This window comes from Kitasatospora sp. NPDC001132 (assembly GCF_053598415.1).
Genome location: NZ_JBSFKF010000011.1, coordinates 67248 through 83996 on the forward strand (window position 1 = coordinate 67248; position 16749 = coordinate 83996).

A 16749-nucleotide genomic window follows, 5' to 3' on the forward strand; every position below is an offset into this window, starting at 1 on the left:
GCGCGGCGCCCCGCGGAGTCGCTCCTACTGGGGCGGCTGGTCGCGGAACTGGTTCTTGAGCTGCTCCTGGGTGGCGTCCACCTGACCGCTGTACTTGCCTTCGGTGCGCTGGTCGAAGGCGTCGCCCGCCTTGTCGACGGCCTTGTCGGTCTGCTCCTCGTGGCCCTTCAGCAGGTTCTTGAGCTTATCCATCATGGACATCTGGTCACACTCCTGGATGAGACGCCCCCACCTCTCCAATATCCCCGGGCGCGTCGCGGTCCGCATCTCGCAAGGTCTGCGTAAAGGCTTGGCAACGGGATTCCGGTCATGTCGAATCATGACCCTCACGGCCCCGTCGGAAGGAGTTGCCTTGATGCTGCGCACCCGTCGCTCCACCTCCCCGCTCGACCGTTCCACTCCGTACGACCGTTCCACCCGGTACAACCACGACACCCCGTGCGACCACGTCACCCCGTGCGACCGCGACACCTCCCCAGGACGCCCGCGAACCGCCGTCACCCGGCGTGGCGCGGGCCCCGCCCTGACCGTCGCCGCTCTCGTCGCCCCGCTGCTGCTGGCCGGCGCCGGCAGCGCCTCGGCCGACCCGGACCCGGCGCGCAAGGGCGCCAAGCTGGCCTCCCGGCTGGTCGAGGCGAGCAGCGCCCGGGACGCGCGGGCCACGCTGGCCGCGCTCCAGCTGATCGCGGACCGCAACGGCGGTACCCGGGTGGCCGGTTCGAAGGGACACGACCAGTCGGCGCAGTACGTCTACGAGCAGGCGCGGCGGGCCGGGCTCAAGGTGTCCAAGCAGGAGTTCGTGTACACCTTCTTCGAGGCCCGCTCCGAGCACCTCGACGTGCTCTCCCCGAAGGCCGAGCCGGTGCCGGTGATCGCCATGACGTACTCGGTGAGCGGCCCGGAGGCGGGCCTGACCGCGGACCTGGCGGTCGCTCCGGTGAGTGCCACCACCGGCTGCACAGCGGCCGACTACCCGGCGGGCGCCTTCACCGGCAAGATCGCCCTGATCCGGCGCGGCGGATGCACCTTCGCCGAGAAGCAGGCCGCCGCGGCCGCCGTGGGCGCGGCCGGGGCGATCGTCTACAACAACACCGAGGGAACCCTCAACGGGACGCTCAGCGAGCCGACGGCGGGGAGGATCCCGACCGGCGGGATCACCAAGGCCGCGGGCGAGGCCCTGGCCGCCGAGGCCGCCACCGGGCCCGTCCGGGTGACGCTGGACATCCGCACCTTCATGGAGCAGCGCAGGACCTGGAACGTCCTCGCGGAGACCCGCGGCGGCGACCCCGACAACACCGTGATGGTCGGCGCGCACCTCGACTCCGTCCCCGAGGGGCCGGGCATCAACGACAACGGCTCCGGCACCGCCGGCATCCTGGAGGTCGCGAAGAACCTCAGCGTCCACCCGGTGAAGAACAAGGTCAGGTTCGCCTGGTGGTCGGCTGAGGAGTTCGGCCTCAAGGGCGCCGAGGCGTACGTGAAGTCCCTCTCCGACGCGGAGAAGAAGAAGATCAGCCTCTACCTGAACTTCGACATGATCGCCTCTCCCAACTACGCGCAGTTCGTCTACAACGGCTCGGGCAGCGCCGGCGGCGACGCGGGCCCCGAGGGCTCGGCGCAGCTGGAGCGGGACATCAACGGCTACCTGGACGGCCGGGGCCTGCCGCACGACCCGACCCTCTTCGACGGCCGCTCCGACTACGGTCCGTTCATCGACGCGGGCATCCCGGCCGGCGGCACCGACACCGGCGCCGAGAAGGTCAAGTCCCCGGAGCAGGCAGCCCGTTACGGGGGTACGGCCGGCGCCGCGTACGACGCCTGCTACCACCAGGCCTGCGACGGCCTGGGCAACATCGACATGGGTGTCTTCGACGTCAACATCGACGTGATCGCGAACGCCGTCGGCACCTACGCCTGGGACCTCTCCTCGCTCCACCGGCCCGTCCCGGCCCAGCGCCAGGCCGTGAAGGCGGCGCCCGGCGCGGGCGTAACGGGTATGAGCGGAACGAGCGGCACGACCGGCGGGAGCACCCACGGGGTGACGGCCTGACCCCCGGGTGGGCCCGCCGCCGCTGCCGGCCGGCGGGCCCACCCGACCGCCGTACCCGACTGCTCCGTCCGATGCTGCTCCATCCGGGACCTCCCTCCGTCAACGCCCCTGGTGGCTGCGGGTGCGGCCACCGTAGCGGAGGCCACTGACAATCCGGCCGCGGGCCGGTACGGTGCCGCGCGGAGCGCATCCACCGAGACCCGGTGGGTGCGCGGAGCCCGGTCCTGACACCATGGGACCGAGATCACGACACGGTGACATCCTCGGAGGAGTCAGCAACATGAGCACGCACTACGACGTCGTCGTCCTCGGCGCGGGCCCCGGCGGCTACACCGCCGCCGTCCGCTCGGCCCAGCTGGGCCTGAAGGTCGCGGTCATCGAGGCCAAGTACTGGGGCGGCGTCTGCCTCAACGTCGGCTGCATCCCCTCCAAGGCCCTGCTGCGCAACGCCGAGCTCGCCCACATCTTCACCAAGGAGGCCAAGACCTTCGGCATCAAGGTCGAGGGCCAGGTGACCTTCGACTTCGGCGAGGCCTTCCGGCGCAGCCGCTCGGTGGCCGACGGCCGGGTCAAGGGCGTCCACTACCTGATGAAGAAGAACGGCATCACCGAGTACGACGGCTGGGGCACCTTCGTCGACGACCACACCCTCCAGGTCGCGCTGAGCGGCGGCGGCTTCGAGGTCGTCACCTTCGGCCACTGCATCATCGCCGCCGGAGCCACCACCCGCCTGCTGCCCGGCACCAGCCTGAGCGACCGCGTCGTCACCTACGAGGAGCAGATCCTCACCGAGCAGCTGCCGGAGAGCATCATCATCGCGGGTGCCGGCGCGATCGGCGTCGAGTTCGCCTACGTGCTGCACAACTACGGCGTGAAGGTCACCATCGTCGAGTTCCTGGACCGCGTGGTGCCGCTGGAGGACGTCGAGGTCTCCACCGAACTCGCCAAGCAGTACCGCAAGCTGGGCATCGAGGTGCTGACCTCCACCCGGGTCGAGTCGATCGACGACAGCGACCCGAACGCCAAGGTCCGCGTCACCGTCACCAAGGACGGGCAGCAGCGGGTGCTGGAGGCAGACAAGGTGCTCCAGGCGATCGGCTTCGCGCCGCGGGTCAATGGCTACGGCCTGGAGAACACCGGGGTCAAGCTCACCGACCGCAACGCCATCGCGGTGGACGGCCGCGGCCGCACCAGCGTCGAGCACATCTTCGCGATCGGCGACGTGACCGCCAAGCTGATGCTCGCGCACGCCGCCGAGACGATGGGCGTGATCGCCGCCGAGACCATCGGCGGGGCGGAGACGATGGAGGTCGACTTCGTCATGATCCCGCGCGCCACCTACTGCCAGCCGCAGATCGCCTCCTTCGGCTACACCGAGGCCCAGGCGCGCGAGCTGGGCCACGACGTCAAGGTCGCCAAGTTCCCGTTCACCGCCAACGGCAAGGCGCACGGCCTCGGCCACCCGATCGGCTTCGTCAAGGTCATCAGCGACAACGAGCACGGCGAGCTGCTCGGTGCCCACCTGATCGGCCCCGAGGTCACCGAGCTGCTGCCGGAGCTGACGCTGGCCCAGCAGTGGGACCTGACCGTCCACGAGGTCGCCCGCAACGTGCACGCCCACCCGACCCTGGGCGAGGCGGTCAAGGAGGCCATCCACGGCCTCGCCGGGCACATGATCAACATGTGACGCGGCCGTCCCGGGCAGATGCGCCGCGCCCCCGTCGAGCAGTCGCTCGGCGGGGGCGCGACGCGGTTCCGGCGGCCGTCAGGCGCGCCCGGCGATCAGGCCGAGCCGGCCGTCGAAGCGGCGGTAGAGCACCCGGCCCCGGCCGCTGTCCGGGTGTGCGAAGAACAGGAACGGCAGCTCCGCGCCCGCCAGCCGGTCGACGGCCTGGGCCTCCGTCAGCCGGGGTGCGCCGTACGGGCTGAGGGTGATCGGCGAGGTGCGGCGGCCCGCCGGCCCGGCGGGGACGGTCCGGGCGAGGCGGTAGCCGGTCGGCCCGACCCGGTAGACCACGGCGTCGGTCTCGGTCGCCGGATCGGTGAACAGGTGGATGTCGTAGTCCATCGCGTCCATCGTCCGGGCGGCGGCCTCCGGCGAGCACCAGACCAACGAGGGCTCCTTGCGCCGGACCACCCGGAGCTCGGGGACGCCCACGCCGCCCGAGCCGGTGGACGGTGCGGTACGGATGCCCGACCAGGGGCGCGGTGCCCAGGCTCCGGTGACGGCCCGAATCCTGCCGCGCAGCGCCTCGCTCACCCGGTCCAGCGAGTCGGCCAGCCCGGAGGCCGCCTCCTGGACGCGGATCCGCCGGCCGTCGACCTCGGCGTTCACCTGCGCCAGCACGCCCCCGGCCACGGCCGCGAACCGGACCCGCAGGGCCTCGACCAGCGTCCCCACCCCCGGAGCCGCCGCCGCGGCGGCCACCCGGGCCCGCGCCTCGGCCAGGACCTCGCCGGTCAGCCCCTCGAACGCCCTCACCGTGACCAACTCGCCCATTCCAGGCCCTTCCACTCCCAGTCGGCGCATACCGGCGACCAGGATCCCGGGCCACCCGACCACGCGGCCAGGGCCCAACGGCCCCACCTCGGTGGGCCGCCCGGACCAGCCGCGGGCCGGGGGAGCCGGATCAGTACAGCTGGGTGCGCAGCCAGCCCTTGACCTCCGGGGTGACGGGGTCGGTGACGTCGGCGAACTCCTCGTGCTTCAGCAGGAACTTGGCGACGTACGGGCAGATCGGCACGATCCGCTTCCCGGCCGCGCGCACGTCCGTCAGCGCCTCCTGGACCAGGTGCGAGGCGAGGCCCCGGCCGGCGAAGGCCTCGTCGATCTCCGTGTGGTAGAAGACGCGCTGCTCCTCGTGGTCCCGGTACTCGGTGAAGCCGGCGAGCTCGCCGTCGACGGAGATCTCGTACCGGTTCCGGTCGTCCGCCCGTTCGACGGCGATGGTGCTGGGAGTGGACACGGGGTGGCCTTTCGGTCGCGGGGCGTGCCGCAGGAGCGGTGAATGGCTCCTTCGGCACCGTTCAGCGGGATCCTGCCAGGTCACCGGGCCTCGGGCCATCCCGGCCCGAGGCCGCCCGGCCGGTGTTACGGAGCGCCCTGGCCGGTGTATGCGGAGCGCCCCGGCCGGGCAGCCGCCCACCTGCCGGGGGACCGGAGGTGACGGCCATGGACGGGCCCGGGCTCTCCAACAGGAGCTGAGGCTCCTGTTGGAGATCGAGGACGACCTGCGGGCGGACGAACGGCTCGACCGCGCGATGCGCACCATGCGGCGCCGGCCCGGGCCACTGCTGGACCGGGCCCTGGGCGTCGCCGCGCGGGTGCCGTCCGCCGTGCCGGCGGTGTTGCTGGCGCTGTCGGCCGGCCTGCTGCTGGTCGGCGCCGACGCGCACTCAGCCGCCGTGCTGTTGGGCTTCGCCCTGGTCTGGGCGCTGACCTTCGTCCTCGCGGTGGCCCGACAGGTCGCCCGCCGCAGGGGGCTGCGCCCGTGAGCGGCCGGGTCCGCCCCGGGAGCGCAGCTCGGTGAGCACCGACCAGCCGACCGCCACCACCGGCACCGCCACCACCGCGCCCAGGACCCCGGCCAGCACGGCGCCGCCGGCCACCGAGACGGCGATGACCACCGGGTGGATGCGGACGGACCAGCTGAGCACCAGCGGATGCAGCAGGTGGCCCTCGATCTGGCCGATGACCACGATCAGCGCGAGCACCAGCAGCGCGATCAACGGGCCGCGGGCGGCGAGCGCGACCACGGCGGCGATCGCCAGCGCGATCGGGGAGCCGATCAGCGGGACGAGGGTCGCCGCGAACTCCAGCACCATCAGGGGCAGGACCAGCGGAACCCCCAGGATCGCCAGCGCGATGCCCACGAGCACGGCGTTGGAGGCCGCCACGATCAGCACCCCCCGGGTGTAGCCCGCGAAGGTGTGCCAGGCGGCGCGACCGGCGCGGCCGCACGCCGACCGGCTGCGGGGCGGCAGCTGCTCCTGCGCCCAGGACCACATCCGGTCACCGGAGTGCACGAAGAACACCGAGCAGAACACCGCGAGCGCCAGCCCGGTGACCAGCTCGACGACCCGGCCGGCGCCGCTGAGCGCGGTGCTGAGCAGGGCGGAGCGGTGGGCCGAGATGAAGTCGCCGATCTTCGAGCGCAGATCGGTGACGGTGCCGGGGCGCAGGTGGAAGGGGGCGCCGGTGAGCCAGTGGTCGATCCGGGAGAGGCCGCCGCGCAGCTCGTTGCCCAACCGGGTCCATTCGTCGACGACCGTCGTACCGACCAGCGCCAGCACCCCGCCGACGAGCGCGACGGTGCCGAGGAAGGAGAGCAGGACGGCCAGTGGGCGCGGCGTCACCCGGGCCAGCAGGTCGACCGGCGGGCGCAGCACGGAGGTGATGACCAGTGCCACGAACACGGCGATGACCGGCAGCTGGAGGCGGGCGAGGACGTAGACGACCAGGTAGGCGGCGAGTCCGAGCAGCGCCAGCCGCCAGGTGTACCCGGCCGTCGTCCGCAGCCCGGAGGGGACGCGGTCGGACGGGCCCGGGCCCGCCGCCTTCGGTCGGCTCCGGCCGGCGGACACCCGGGGACGGCGGCTGCCCAGCGGGGCGGGCCGCCGGTCGGGTCCGGCGCCGTTGTCTCCCACGGGCGGTCTCCCCTCGGGCTCGGCCGGGTTTCCTTTCAGTCACGATGACCCATGCCGCGACGGTTCGCTCTGCGGCGCGACCCGATCCGCCCATCCGGTCACCGGGATTCCCGGCATCCCGTGTGTGAAATCGCCGGACCGGGGTATACGCGTCGATCGGCATCGGTCTCCCCGGGCGGACCAAGGTCCTCCGTGTACAAGCGGTTGGACGTAGGGAGAATCGATGACACAGGGTGGGAGAGAAGGAGGCCGAGATGAGAAGCCTCACGCGCCGCTACGCGGTGACGCTCCCCGGCCCGATCGGCGGGCACGCCCCCCTGAGTGTGGTCGTCGTGCACGAGACGCAGACCGTGGGGCCCGACGGGGGCCTGGTCTGGGAAAGCGCGGACGGCGGCCTCCGCGTCGAGATCACCGGCGGGGTGGCCACCGTCCTGGCTGCCTCCCGGACCGGCAGCCGGCACCCGTGCCTGACGGCGGTGCCGCTGCCCTGAGCACGCGGTGAACCTGAGCATGCGGTGAAGGAAGCAGGCGACGAGGCGGGCGTCGCGAGGGGGTCATCGCGCGCTGGCTGCCAGGGCCTCGCGCACGGTGACCAGGCAGGGGTCGCAGTACCGGTCCGGCCCGGCGGCCGAACCGGTGCCGTCGGCTGCCGGGACGACGCGCTGGGAGGGTTCCAGGAACCGTCCGCAGAGCGAGGACGACGCGTCGTCCTTCGCCACCACGTGCCACACCACGGCGGGCGGGGTCACCGCCGGGTCATGTTCGGCCCACATCTCGTACACGGCGTTACCTCCGGATCGCTGGGGGCTCGGTGAGTCCATGCAAACCCGGGGTCTGCCGAACGGCCACCGGGCCAGACCCGGTGGGATGATTGTGGGCCGGAAGCGGTTAGGACGCGCGGCCACCCGATCTGCCCGGGAACCCAAGGCACCGAGGGCACGGGCGGCCGGGCGGTGCGGTGGTGCGGGCTCCGAGGTCCGGCGCGGTCAGGTGTCCGGTGCGGCGGTGCTGATGTCGGCGAGCGTGGAGCCCAGGCTCTCCGCCCCCACCTCCCGGTCCGTCGCGAGGTCGCCGAGCGAGACGACGCCCACCGCCCGGCCGTCCTCGAGCACCGGGAGCCGGCGCAGGGCGTGGCGTCGCATCAGGTCCACGGCGTGCCCGACGTCGTCGTCCGGGCCGACGCCGACGAGCTCGGAGCTGCACACGTCACCGGCCCGGGTGCTGTCCGGGTCCCTGCCCGCGGCCAGGACCCGCACCACCAGGTCGCGGTCCGTCACCAGCCCGCACACCTGGTCGTCGTCGCCCGCCACCAGGACGTCGCCGATCGCGGCGTCGCGCATCCAGCGGGCCGTGTCACGCATCGAGGCGAGCCGGGGGACGGTGACCGGGGCGGGGGTCATGATCTCCTTGATCTTCCGGGGCATGGTGCCCTCCTCGGCGCTGGGACGGGGTCTCCTGCGGGGCCGCGCCTGCCCGTCGCGGCGGGTCGGAACCCTGCGCTCAGGAAACCCCGACCCGGGAAAACCCCGGCCGGGAAAACCCCAGGCCCGGGAAAACCCCAGATCCGGGAAAACCCCAGATCCGGGGAAAGCCGCACCCGGTCACCTCCGCCGGTCGGCATCCGGCCGCGCCGCACTGCCGAGCCCTGACCTCGCACCCGGGGCACCGCCCCGGTCGCGGCCCTGCCCGGCGGCCAGGCGGCGCCTGATCACCACCAGGTCGAGCCCGGCGAGGCCGGCGAACCCGCCGCACAGGGCGGCGAAGAAGGCGTAGGTGCCCTGGTTGGGCACGGGGCCCGGGGCGGCCAGTGCGGCCAGTACGGCGAAGGCCACCGCCCCGGCGGCGAACAGCACCAGGAAGATCCGGGACAGCAGCCGCCGCAGCTCCAGGTCGGAGCGGGCGGTCACCGGCTCGGTGCCCGGGCGCACCGTCTTCTGGGGCCGGAGTTGTGGCGTCGTCCGGCCGGGGCCCTGTGAGGTGTGCGGGAAGTCGTGGCGCTCGCCGCTCGGGCGGTGCGCCCCTTTCCCGTGCTGCTTGCCTGGTCTGCGCTGTACGGCCATGACGGCCCCCGAACGGAGTCAGCCGGTTGTGTTCCGTCAGCGCGCCTACCCGGGCCCGGCGTCGGCACACGCGGATGGGCGCCCAGTCGCGTCGGCACACGTCGGTGGGCGCTCAGCCGCGCCGGTCGCGCCGATCGCGCGGGTCGAGCCGCAGCCGGACCGCCAGCTGGGGCCCCTGCCGCTCGCGGCCCTCCTCGCGCGTCCCGCAGAGGGCGGTGAGTGCGCGCAGCACCCGCTCGACGTCCTCGGGACCGCCGAGCAGGTCGGCGGCGAGCCCGCCGGACAGCGCGACCGGCGGCCCCGGCGAGCCCGCCCGGTGGGCGTCGAAGGACTGGGAGAGGCTCGCCGGCGGGCTCGGCGCGGGGGTGGTGGGGGTGCGGTGGATCCGGGGTTCGGCGACCACCCTGACGCCCTCCGAGGTCACCGTGGGGGGATCCTCCCAGGCGTTGCCGATCAGGGTCCGGCCGCGCCCGGTGTGGGTCGGGAAGGCGGCCTCCAGCGCGTCGAGCACCGCCTCGGCCGCGTCCTGGGGGCCCTCGCCGAGCCGTACCAGCACGTGTCCGGCCGCCAGGGGCAGTCCCATCGCAGCCACCTCCTCCGCCCCGGCGGCACTCGCCGGCGGGTGTCCTCCCCTTCCGTTCTACGGCCGGTCCTTGGGGGCGCGCACTCCGGGCGCACCGGCCGGGATGGGGGCGCCCCCCGGCGTCGTCCGTCGGATTCGGCCGCTGGTCAGCGGGGCGGGGCCCGGCCGGTGATCCACGACCGGTCGTGCGGCGGGCGCCGCGGGGGGGGCGAGTTCATGACCGCCTGACCGTTCCTGCGCGGTGCGGACACCGCCGGGCCCCGTAGGGGTCCGGCGGTTCCGTTCTCAGCCGAGCAGGGTGGCCTCGACCCCGGCGAGCACCGCCGCCAGGCCCTGTTCGAAGCCCTCGTCGAAGTCCTGGAACATCACCCGGCCCGACTCGGCGGCCAGCGGGTGGGCGGCCAGGCGCTCGGCGCGGGCGTCCACGTCGTAGCCCTCCTCGCCGTCGAAGGGGTTGGGGCCCATCGCCTGCTCCTCGATGACGTAGCCGATGGTGTAGCTGTAGGCGGTCTGCCAGGCCCGGGCGGCGGCGGCCGGGGTGAAGCCGACCTCGACCAGCACGCGCAGCGAGGCGTCCAGGCCCGCCGCGTAACTCGTGTCGGTGAACCGGGCGCCGCTGTAGACCTTCGCGCCGTCGCGGTAGCGCAGCAGCTCGGCGCGCAGGGTGCGCATGGTCGTCAGGCAGGCCTCCCGCCAGTCGCCCCGCGGGCCTTCCCCCACCCGGCTCGTCATCCGGCGCATCATCTCCGTCGCCATCTCGTCCAGCAGCGCCTGCTTGTCCTTGAAGTGCCAGTACAGCGCGGGCGCCTTGACGTCGAGCCGGGCGGCGATGGCGCGCAGCGTCAGGCCGTCCAGACCGGCCTCGTTCAAGAGGTCCAGGGCGGCGTCGACGACCTGGCCGCGGTCGAGCTTGGGGGTTCTCTGCGTTCTCTGCGAGGTCACGGTTGACAGCTTAACGCTGTTAAGTGCAGGCTGTCGGCAACGGCTACTTAACAACGTTAAGGAGGTTGCCGTGACTTCTCGCGGCATGCACACGGACGTCCTGGTCATCGGCGCCGGCCCCACCGGACTCGCCCTGGCGGTGGACCTCGCCCGGCACGGCGTCACCGCCTTGCCGGCCGAGCGAGGCACGGAACTCTTCCCCGGCTCGCGCGGCAAGGGCCTGCAGCCGCGCACGCTGGAGGTGCTCGACGACCTCGGCGTGCTCGACCGGGTCCGCGCGCTGGCCGGCCCCTACCCGCCCACCCTGTTCTGGCAGGACGGAGAACCGCAGGGCGAGCAGTCGATGTACGACCCGACCGAGCCCTCCGAGGCCGAGCCGTACACCGAGACGCTGATGCTGCCCCAGTGGCGCACCCAGCAGGTGCTGTACGGGCGGCTGCGCGAGCTGGGCGGCGAGGTCGCGTTCGGGCGCGAGCTGGTCGGCCTGGCGCAGGACGAGGAGGGCGTGACCGCCGAGTTCGCCACCGGCGGCCCGGTCCGGGCGCGGTACCTCGTCGCGGCGGACGGCGGGCGCTCGACGGTGCGGCGGCTGCTCGGCATCGGGATGACCGGCGAGACCGTCGACCCCGCCCCGATGCTGGTCGCGGACGTCCGGGTCGACGGGCTGGGCCGCGACCACTGGCACGTGTTCCCGGCCGAGGAGGGACTGCTGGCGATCTGCCCGCTCGGCGGCACCGAGGACTTCCAGCTGGTCGCCGGGTTCCCCGAGGGGACGGTCGTCGACCACACCCTCGACGGGCTGCGCGAGCTGGTCGCGGCCCGCTCCCACCTGACCGCCGAGCAGGTCACCGAACTGCGCTGGATCTCCGAGTTCCGCCCGCGCGCGGCGCTCGCCGACCGCTTCCGCGCAGGCCGGGTGTTCCTCGCGGGCGACGCCGCCCACGTCCACTCGCCGGCCGGCGGGCAGGGGCTGAACACCAGCGTCCAGGACGCCTACAACCTGGGCTGGAAGCTGGCCGCGGTGCTGGCCGGCCGAGCGGGCGGGGAACTGCTGGACACCTACCAGGAGGAACGCCGCGCCAACGCGGCGCAGATGTTGGCGCTGTCCACCCGGGTGCACCGCGGCGAGCAGCGCCGCGGCCGGGCGACCCAGCAACTCGGCGTCGGCTACCGGGAGTCCGCGCTCTCCGTGGAGACCCGACCGGACCTCCCGGCGGACGCGCTGCGGGCCGGCGACCGCGCGCCGGACGGCCGTCGGGGCGGAACCCGGCTTTTCGACGCCTTCCGCGGGCCGCACTGGACGCTGCTCACCGTCGGCACGGACGCCCCGCTGCCCGCCCTCACCGCCCCGGTGGTCCGCATCCCGGCCTACGAGGCGTACGGCACCGGCGTGTTCCTGGTCCGGCCGGACGGGTACGTCGGCTGGGCCGGCGCGACGGCGGACGGCCTCGCGGCCTACGCGGGCCGACAGGGACTGCTCGCCCCCTGAGCGGGCGCCCGGCCGGGGGCGGACCGGGCGGCCATCAGGGCTGCCGGGTACGGCAGTCGCTCAGTCCGGCGGCTCGTGCCGGCCCGGGTCGTGGGCCGGTTCGGTGATCTCGAACTCGGGGCCGTCCCGGGGCCCCTTCTCCTCCTCGTGCGCGGGCGGTGGCGAGCCCTCGCCGGTCATCCGGGACTCGGGGGTCTCGACCGGAACCGGAGGGTCCCGCGGGACGGGTGCGTGCTGGTCGCTCATGGCGTCCGCCTCCTCGCGTCGACGGGAGTCCCACAGCGGGCCCGGTGCGGCGTCTGCCCGGGCCGCGGGCTTCCATGCGCCGGGCCCGCCGACCCACCGGTCCGGTCCGGCGGCTCCTCTACGCGCCGGACTCGGCGGCGGTCCTCAGATCGTGCAGCCAGCCCTCGTCGAGGCCCTGGCGGAGGATCTCGGTGGCGGCGGGGACGTTAGCGTCGACCTGGGGGCCGGTGTGGGTCTCCTCGGTGCGCACCAGGACACTGCCGGGCAGCTCGGTGAAGTTCCACACGTGCACGCCGTCGATCCGCAGCCCGGTCGCGACGCCGGGCCGGTCCAGCGGAGGCGGGAGCCCGGCCGCAGCTGCCGGACGGTGGAGGTGATCTCCAGGGCGGGGGGGCATGAGCGGCCCCGCGCTCTACCGCTACTTCGCCGGCCGTGACGAGCTGATCACCGAACGCGTCCGGGACGCGCACCGCAGCCTCGCCGACACCCTCGGCACGGCCGCCGCCGAGGGCGCCGACCTGGCCGGGCTCCCCCACGCCCTGCGCGGCTGGGCCCTGGCCGATCCCCAGCGGTACTTCCTGGTCTACGGCACCCCCGTGCCCGGCTACCACGCGCCCGAGGACACCACCGCGATCGCCGACGAGGTGATGCGGACGCTGGTCGACGCCTGCGCTGCGCTCGCCCCGACCGGGCCGCGGGCCCCGGACGTCCAGGATGCGGCGTTCACCACCCACCTGCCGGGCCACCGGGACTGGGCCGGCGAGGAACCGGCGCCGCCCGAGGTGCTGCACCGCTTCCCGGTCTTCTGGACCCGCCTGCACGGGGTGCTGTCACTGGAGTTCGCCGGGCACTTCACCGGCACGGGCTTCCGCCTCGCGCTGCTCTTCGAAGCCGAACTGGACGGCCTGCTGGCGCCTGGGTTCTGACGGCCGCCGCGGGTCCGGCCGGGCCGCTCGCCGGCGCCGGGCAGGGGCGGCGCCGTCAGGCCTGCCCGGGGTGCGGCTGCGGAGGCGGTGCCGGATCGGGGTCCGGAATCGGCTCCGGCGGCGGGAAGGGCGGGATCGGCGGCGGCGCCGGATCGGGCCCGCCCGGCCCCGGCGTCGGGTCGGGGCCGGGTATCGGCCGGGTGTCCGGATCGGGGGGCATCGGGACGGTCATCGGGGCACCTCCTCGGGTGGCACGCGCCGCTCAGCGGCCGAGCGCGCGGGCCGGCCGGCGCTTGTTCGTCTTCGAGCGGCGTTCGGGTCGTCGCGCAGCCGCGTGTACCCGCCGCAGCCGTCGCGAATCCGACCGAGGCCCTCCGGAGGCCCGGCCGGGGACCGCCGACCGGCCCGCCCCGCGGCCGCCGAGGTCGGCACGCGCGGGGCGACGGGGCGTGTACGGCCGGTCGTGCTCCGGTTCGGACGGGTGTGCCGGGTGTGGCGCGTTCGCCGCACCGTCACTCCGGGTAGTGGAAGGGCTGCACGATGGTGACGGAGGGGGTGGGGTCAGGGAGTCGCGATGACGGAACACGAGCAGCTCGGCGCGCCCGCCGGCCCGGAAGGACACCCCACCCGGCCCGAACGGGTGCCGCCTCAGGCCCCCGCGCCCGGACGGCGCGAGCCGGGAGCCCGTCCGGGCCCCGAGGGTGACACCGCCGCGGCACCCTGGCCCGACATGATGCTGCCGCTGCTGCGCACCCCGACGGCCGACCGGCGGCCCGCGCCGGAGGGCGCCGGCGCGGATCCGCCGGCGGGTGTCGAGCCGGCTCAGGTGCTGGACCTCGCGCTGCTGGTCGGCGAGCTGCTGCTGGCCAGCGGCGAGGCGGCGGAAGACGTCGAGGCCGCCATGCTGGCCGTCGCCCACGCCTACCGGCTCCACCCGTGCGACCCGCAGGTCACCTTCACCCGGGTGGCGATCTCGTACCAGCCCGGGCCGTCGGAGCCCTCGCTGACGGCCGAGTGCTCCGTCCGCCGCCCGTCCGTCGACTACGCGCGGCTGGCCGCCGTGTTCCGGCTGGTCACCGGGATCGCCGTGGGAGGGATGACCGTCCCCGAGGCGCACCGACAGCTGCTGGCGGCCCGCCGGAACAGCCGCCGCTACTCCGGGCGGCTGTTCGTGCTCTCCTGCGGGGGGATGGCCGGGGCCGCCACCCTGCTGATCGGCGGCCGGGCCGACGCCCGGGCCTGGCTGGTGTTCGCCAGCGCCGTCGTCGCCGCGCTGACGGGCGAGCGGTGCTCGGCGCTGGTGGCACGCCACGACCTCCCGGCGTTCTACCAGTTCGTGGTGGCGGCGGTGCCCGCCGCCGTGATCGGCATCCTGCTCTCGTTCAACGGGCTGCACCTGCGCGGTTCGGTGGTGATCACCGGAGGGCTGTACGCGCTGCTGCCCGGGTGGCCCATGGTGGCCGCGGCCCAGGACGGCCTGGCGGGCTTCTACCTCACCGCCGCCGCCCGGCTGCTCGAGGCGCTGTACCTGATGGCCGGCGTGGTCATCGGGGTGATGACGGTGCTCTACGTCGGCGTCAACAACGGCGCCGACCTCGCCGCCCAGGACGTCCCGCCCGGGGCGGTGAACCCGCCGCTGCAGCTCGCCGCCGCGGTGCTGCTCACCCTGGCGTTCGCCGTCCTGCTGAACACCGAGCCGGCCACGCTGCCGGCGGTCCTGCTGAACAGCGCGGCCGGCTGGACCACGTACGGGGTGCTGGTGAACGCGGGCGGCCAGCCGATCCTGGCCACCGGCCTGGCCGCCGGGCTGGTGGGCCTCTCCGGCCAGCTCATGGCGCGCTGCCGGGGCAGCTCGGCGCTGCCGCACATCACCGCGGCACTGGGCCCGCTGTTGCCGGGCTCGGTGCTGTACTTCGGGATGCTCTCCTTCGTCCGGGGCGAGCCCGAGGCCGGGCTGAGCCTCATCGGCCGGGCCGGTGCGATGGCGATGGCCCTCGCCATCGGCGTCAACCTGGGCCGCGAGCTGGCCCGGCTCTTCCTGCCCGCACCCCGGGTGGCCGCGCCGCCCCGCCGCCGGGGCGGCCGCCACCGGCGCTGAGGGGAGTGGCCGCTCGGTTTGCCCGAGCCGTACCGCGGTACACGCGTGTGTGGAGACGGGCCGGGCGAGACCGGTCCGGTTCCCGGGGACGGCCCGACCGGATCGAGCCGACGAGGACCGCCCCCGTCACCAGCCACTCGTCAACCCGGGAGACCCTCGTGATTATCCTCGGCGTCATCCTGCTTATCGTCGGTTTCGTCACCGGCATCTCGATCCTCTGGACGATCGGCATCGTGCTGGTCGCCATCGGTCTGATCCTGTGGGTCGCCGGGGCGCTCGGACACGCCGTCGGTGGCCGCCGCCACTACTACTGACCGGGGCTGACCGCTGTTCAGCGCCGGGTGCCGTTCAGGGCCGTGAGCCCCGGGTTCCGCCCCTCTCAGGGGCGGTCCTCGTGCAGTCCGCAGAGCCAGGCCAGTGCCCGGTGGACGCCGAGCACGTAGCTGTGGTCCGAGCCCTGGGCGCGGACCCGGTGGAGGTGCACGGCGGCGGCCTGGCACTCGGCCAGCAGCTGGGCGTGGCACGGGCCGGTGGCGCCGTCGGTGGCCGCGGCCGTGGCGGCGGCGGTGACCGGCGCCGCGATCTGGGCGCCGGCGGCCCACCGGTAGGCGCCGAGCACGCCGTGCTCGAAGCCGCTCCAGGGCCGGGGCCGCCGGTTGACCTTGTCGATCGCGGCGAACACCTCGTCCACCGGGCGCACTCCCACGGGCGGGACCGTCTCGTCACTGGTCATGTCGGCAACCTACGTCCGGCCGCCGGTACCCGCCCCCGGGGAGGACGGCCCGGTGCGGCGCCGCCGTCGCGCGCCACCCGAGCGGCCGAGGGGGAGGCACGCACCGCCGCCGGGCCGCGGGCCCGGGAAGGGTAGGCTGACCAGGGCGTGTCCGGCCGGAGAGGTGGCCGGGCCGGAGGAACGGTGCGGGCCCGCGGCCTGCTGGTGGAGACCCCTGATGACTCGTCGTTTTGACTGCTCGAACCCGTCCGAGCGCGCGGCCGGGCTGCGCGAGGCCGTGGCCGCGGTGCGCCGCGGTGAGCTCGTGGTGCTGCCCACGGACACCGTGTACGGAGTCGGCGCTGACGCCTTCGCACCGGAGGCGGTCGACCGCCTGCTGCGGGCCAAGGGCCGGGGGCGGAACATGCCCTCGCCGGTGCTGGTCGGCTCCCCGGAGGCGCTGGACGGGCTGGTCGAGGTGACGGAGCGCGCGCGGGAGCTGGTCAAGGAGTTCTGGCCGGGCGGGCTGACGGTGGTCGCCCGCCACCTGGCGTCGGTCGAGCTGGACCTCGGCGAGACCGGCGGGACGGTCGCCGTGCGGATGCCCGCGCACCCGGTCGCCATCGAACTGCTCGAAGCCACCGGGCCGTTGGCCGTCTCCAGCGCGAACCTGACCGGGCAGGACTCGCCGCAGGACTGCGACGCCGCCCAGGGCATGCTCGGCGACTCGGTGGCCGTCTACCTCGACGGGGGCCGGACCGCGGCCGCCGTGCCCTCCTCGATCGTGGACATCACCGGCGAGGTGCCGGTCCTGCTGCGGGCGGGTGCGATCGGCGCCGAGCGCCTGCGCGAGGTGGTCCCCGCCCTGCGGGAGCGCTGAGCCCGGCGCGTCCCCGGGGACGGCGGCGCCACCCGGTCGAAGGTACCGCGTGGCGCCCCGGCCGCCGGGGCCGCCGCCGCTAGGGTCGGCGATGGCGTGCGAGGGCGGGCCCTCCG

At 74.5% G+C, this 16749-nt stretch carries 19 protein-coding genes and 2 pseudogenes; 9 read left to right on the top strand and 12 right to left on the bottom strand.

Translation table 11 applies throughout. The features are described from left to right. Positions 1-24 precede the first annotated feature (24 nt). Positions 25-201, bottom strand: coding sequence for an antitoxin (locus tag ACWDBE_RS17365; RefSeq protein WP_449792662.1), 177 nt, complete (start codon positions 199-201; stop codon positions 25-27). Positions 202-355: 154 nt separating this feature from the next. Between ACWDBE_RS17365 and ACWDBE_RS17370 the strand changes: the two genes are divergently transcribed. Together ACWDBE_RS17370 and lpdA are read left to right on the top strand one after the other, a co-directional pair. After that, positions 356-2050 (top strand): M28 family peptidase, encoded by a 1695-nt coding sequence (locus ACWDBE_RS17370; protein ID WP_449808455.1) that lies wholly within the window; start codon positions 356-358, stop codon positions 2048-2050. A 280-nt stretch (positions 2051-2330) separates the two neighbouring features. After that, entirely contained in the window at positions 2331-3737 is a 1407-nt protein-coding gene (gene lpdA, locus ACWDBE_RS17375) for a dihydrolipoyl dehydrogenase (RefSeq protein ID WP_449792664.1), read from the top strand. A 78-nt stretch (positions 3738-3815) separates the two neighbouring features. On the opposite strand, the gene ACWDBE_RS17380 is transcribed toward lpdA, so the two are convergent. Both ACWDBE_RS17380 and ACWDBE_RS17385 read right to left on the bottom strand, forming a co-directional pair. Beyond that, positions 3816-4550, bottom strand: coding sequence for a sigma 54 modulation/S30EA ribosomal C-terminal domain-containing protein (locus tag ACWDBE_RS17380; RefSeq protein WP_449790877.1), 735 nt, complete (start codon positions 4548-4550; stop codon positions 3816-3818). 130 nt (positions 4551-4680) lie between these two features. After that, positions 4681-5016 (bottom strand): GNAT family N-acetyltransferase, encoded by a 336-nt coding sequence (locus ACWDBE_RS17385; RefSeq protein WP_449790878.1) that lies wholly within the window; start codon positions 5014-5016, stop codon positions 4681-4683. Between the two features lie 247 nt (positions 5017-5263). Between ACWDBE_RS17385 and ACWDBE_RS17390 the strand changes: the two genes are divergently transcribed. Beyond that, positions 5264-5545 carry a DUF3040 domain-containing protein gene (locus ACWDBE_RS17390; protein WP_449808456.1) on the top strand — a complete coding sequence of 94 codons (282 nt, stop codon included), beginning with the start codon at positions 5264-5266 and terminating at the stop codon, positions 5543-5545. On the opposite strand, the gene ACWDBE_RS17395 is transcribed toward ACWDBE_RS17390, so the two are convergent. Continuing rightward, positions 5447-6697: an AI-2E family transporter gene (locus ACWDBE_RS17395; protein ID WP_449790880.1), complete on the bottom strand. Its 1251-nt coding sequence runs from the start codon at positions 6695-6697 to the stop codon at positions 5447-5449. The genes ACWDBE_RS17390 and ACWDBE_RS17395 overlap by 99 nt on opposite strands. Positions 6698-6951: 254 nt before the next feature. Between ACWDBE_RS17395 and ACWDBE_RS17400 the strand changes: the two genes are divergently transcribed. Continuing rightward, on the top strand, positions 6952-7188 hold the full coding sequence (locus ACWDBE_RS17400; RefSeq protein ID WP_449790881.1) for a DUF6296 family protein: 237 nt from the start codon (positions 6952-6954) through the stop codon (positions 7186-7188). 63 nt (positions 7189-7251) lie between these two features. Here ACWDBE_RS17400 and ACWDBE_RS17405 read toward each other — a convergent pair whose 3' ends face one another. The 5 genes from ACWDBE_RS17405 to ACWDBE_RS17425 all read right to left on the bottom strand — a co-directional run bounded on the left by ACWDBE_RS17405 (position 7252) and on the right by ACWDBE_RS17425 (position 10282). Then, entirely contained in the window at positions 7252-7479 is a 228-nt protein-coding gene (locus tag ACWDBE_RS17405) for a hypothetical protein (protein ID WP_449790882.1), read from the bottom strand. A gap of 204 nt (positions 7480-7683) precedes the next feature. Next, positions 7684-8121 carry a CBS domain-containing protein gene (locus ACWDBE_RS17410; RefSeq protein WP_449808457.1) on the bottom strand — a complete coding sequence of 146 codons (438 nt, stop codon included), beginning with the start codon at positions 8119-8121 and terminating at the stop codon, positions 7684-7686. 177 nt (positions 8122-8298) lie between these two features. Further along, positions 8299-8757, bottom strand: coding sequence for a DUF6343 family protein (locus tag ACWDBE_RS17415; RefSeq protein WP_449790884.1), 459 nt, complete (start codon positions 8755-8757; stop codon positions 8299-8301). A gap of 112 nt (positions 8758-8869) precedes the next feature. After that, entirely contained in the window at positions 8870-9340 is a 471-nt protein-coding gene (locus ACWDBE_RS17420; protein ID WP_449808458.1) for a hypothetical protein, read from the bottom strand. Positions 9341-9625: 285 nt separating this feature from the next. Beyond that, entirely contained in the window at positions 9626-10282 is a 657-nt protein-coding gene (locus ACWDBE_RS17425) for a TetR/AcrR family transcriptional regulator C-terminal domain-containing protein (protein WP_449790886.1), read from the bottom strand. An 85-nt stretch (positions 10283-10367) separates the two neighbouring features. On the opposite strand from ACWDBE_RS17425, the gene ACWDBE_RS17430 reads away from it, so the two are divergent. Then, positions 10368-11771: an FAD-dependent monooxygenase gene (locus tag ACWDBE_RS17430; protein WP_449808526.1), complete on the top strand. Its 1404-nt coding sequence runs from the start codon at positions 10368-10370 to the stop codon at positions 11769-11771. 60 nt (positions 11772-11831) lie between these two features. On the opposite strand, the gene ACWDBE_RS17435 is transcribed toward ACWDBE_RS17430, so the two are convergent. Beyond that, positions 11832-12017, bottom strand: a complete 186-nt coding sequence (locus tag ACWDBE_RS17435; RefSeq protein ID WP_449790887.1) for a hypothetical protein — start codon at positions 12015-12017, stop codon at positions 11832-11834. 118 nt (positions 12018-12135) lie between these two features. Further along, positions 12136-12404: pseudogene (locus ACWDBE_RS17440) on the bottom strand (SRPBCC family protein); the annotation flags it as partial. Positions 12405-12409: 5 nt separating this feature from the next. Here ACWDBE_RS17440 and ACWDBE_RS17445 point away from each other — a divergent pair. From ACWDBE_RS17445 to ACWDBE_RS17455, 3 genes and pseudogenes are all read left to right on the top strand, one after another. After that, positions 12410-12943 (top strand): annotated as a pseudogene (locus tag ACWDBE_RS17445) (TetR-like C-terminal domain-containing protein); the annotation flags it as partial. A 574-nt stretch (positions 12944-13517) separates the two neighbouring features. After that, complete coding sequence (locus ACWDBE_RS17450; protein ID WP_449790888.1) at positions 13518-15041, top strand: threonine/serine exporter family protein; 1524 nt, start codon at positions 13518-13520, stop codon at positions 15039-15041. A gap of 158 nt (positions 15042-15199) precedes the next feature. Next, positions 15200-15355, top strand: coding sequence for a DUF6131 family protein (locus tag ACWDBE_RS17455; protein WP_449790889.1), 156 nt, complete (start codon positions 15200-15202; stop codon positions 15353-15355). Between the two features lie 65 nt (positions 15356-15420). On the opposite strand, the gene ACWDBE_RS17460 is transcribed toward ACWDBE_RS17455, so the two are convergent. Beyond that, complete coding sequence (locus tag ACWDBE_RS17460) at positions 15421-15774, bottom strand: hypothetical protein (RefSeq protein WP_449790890.1); 354 nt, start codon at positions 15772-15774, stop codon at positions 15421-15423. Positions 15775-15991: 217 nt separating this feature from the next. Between ACWDBE_RS17460 and ACWDBE_RS17465 the strand changes: the two genes are divergently transcribed. Continuing rightward, positions 15992-16633, top strand: a complete 642-nt coding sequence (locus tag ACWDBE_RS17465) for an L-threonylcarbamoyladenylate synthase (protein ID WP_449790891.1) — start codon at positions 15992-15994, stop codon at positions 16631-16633. The last annotated feature ends 116 nt before the right edge of the window (positions 16634-16749 follow it).

Excerpts from the sequence above, each read along its gene's own strand:
- ACWDBE_RS17365 (WP_449792662.1), bottom strand. The coding sequence starts at position 201 with ATGTCCATGATGGATAAGCTCAAGAACCTGCTGAAGGGCCACGAGGAG.
- ACWDBE_RS17370 (WP_449808455.1), top strand. The coding sequence starts at position 356 with ATGCTGCGCACCCGTCGCTCCACCTCCCCGCTCGACCGTTCCACTCCG.
- lpdA (WP_449792664.1), top strand. The coding sequence starts at position 2,331 with ATGAGCACGCACTACGACGTCGTCGTCCTCGGCGCGGGCCCCGGCGGC.
- ACWDBE_RS17380 (WP_449790877.1), bottom strand. The coding sequence starts at position 4,550 with ATGGGCGAGTTGGTCACGGTGAGGGCGTTCGAGGGGCTGACCGGCGAG.
- ACWDBE_RS17400 (WP_449790881.1), top strand. The coding sequence starts at position 6,952 with ATGAGAAGCCTCACGCGCCGCTACGCGGTGACGCTCCCCGGCCCGATC.
- ACWDBE_RS17410 (WP_449808457.1), bottom strand. The coding sequence starts at position 8,121 with ATGCCCCGGAAGATCAAGGAGATCATGACCCCCGCCCCGGTCACCGTC.
- ACWDBE_RS17415 (WP_449790884.1), bottom strand. The coding sequence starts at position 8,757 with ATGGCCGTACAGCGCAGACCAGGCAAGCAGCACGGGAAAGGGGCGCAC.
- ACWDBE_RS17420 (WP_449808458.1), bottom strand. The coding sequence starts at position 9,340 with ATGGGACTGCCCCTGGCGGCCGGACACGTGCTGGTACGGCTCGGCGAG.
- ACWDBE_RS17430 (WP_449808526.1), top strand. The coding sequence starts at position 10,368 with ATGCACACGGACGTCCTGGTCATCGGCGCCGGCCCCACCGGACTCGCC.
- ACWDBE_RS17435 (WP_449790887.1), bottom strand. The coding sequence starts at position 12,017 with ATGAGCGACCAGCACGCACCCGTCCCGCGGGACCCTCCGGTTCCGGTC.
- ACWDBE_RS17450 (WP_449790888.1), top strand. The coding sequence starts at position 13,518 with ATGACGGAACACGAGCAGCTCGGCGCGCCCGCCGGCCCGGAAGGACAC.
- ACWDBE_RS17460 (WP_449790890.1), bottom strand. The coding sequence starts at position 15,774 with ATGACCAGTGACGAGACGGTCCCGCCCGTGGGAGTGCGCCCGGTGGAC.
- ACWDBE_RS17465 (WP_449790891.1), top strand. The coding sequence starts at position 15,992 with ATGACTCGTCGTTTTGACTGCTCGAACCCGTCCGAGCGCGCGGCCGGG.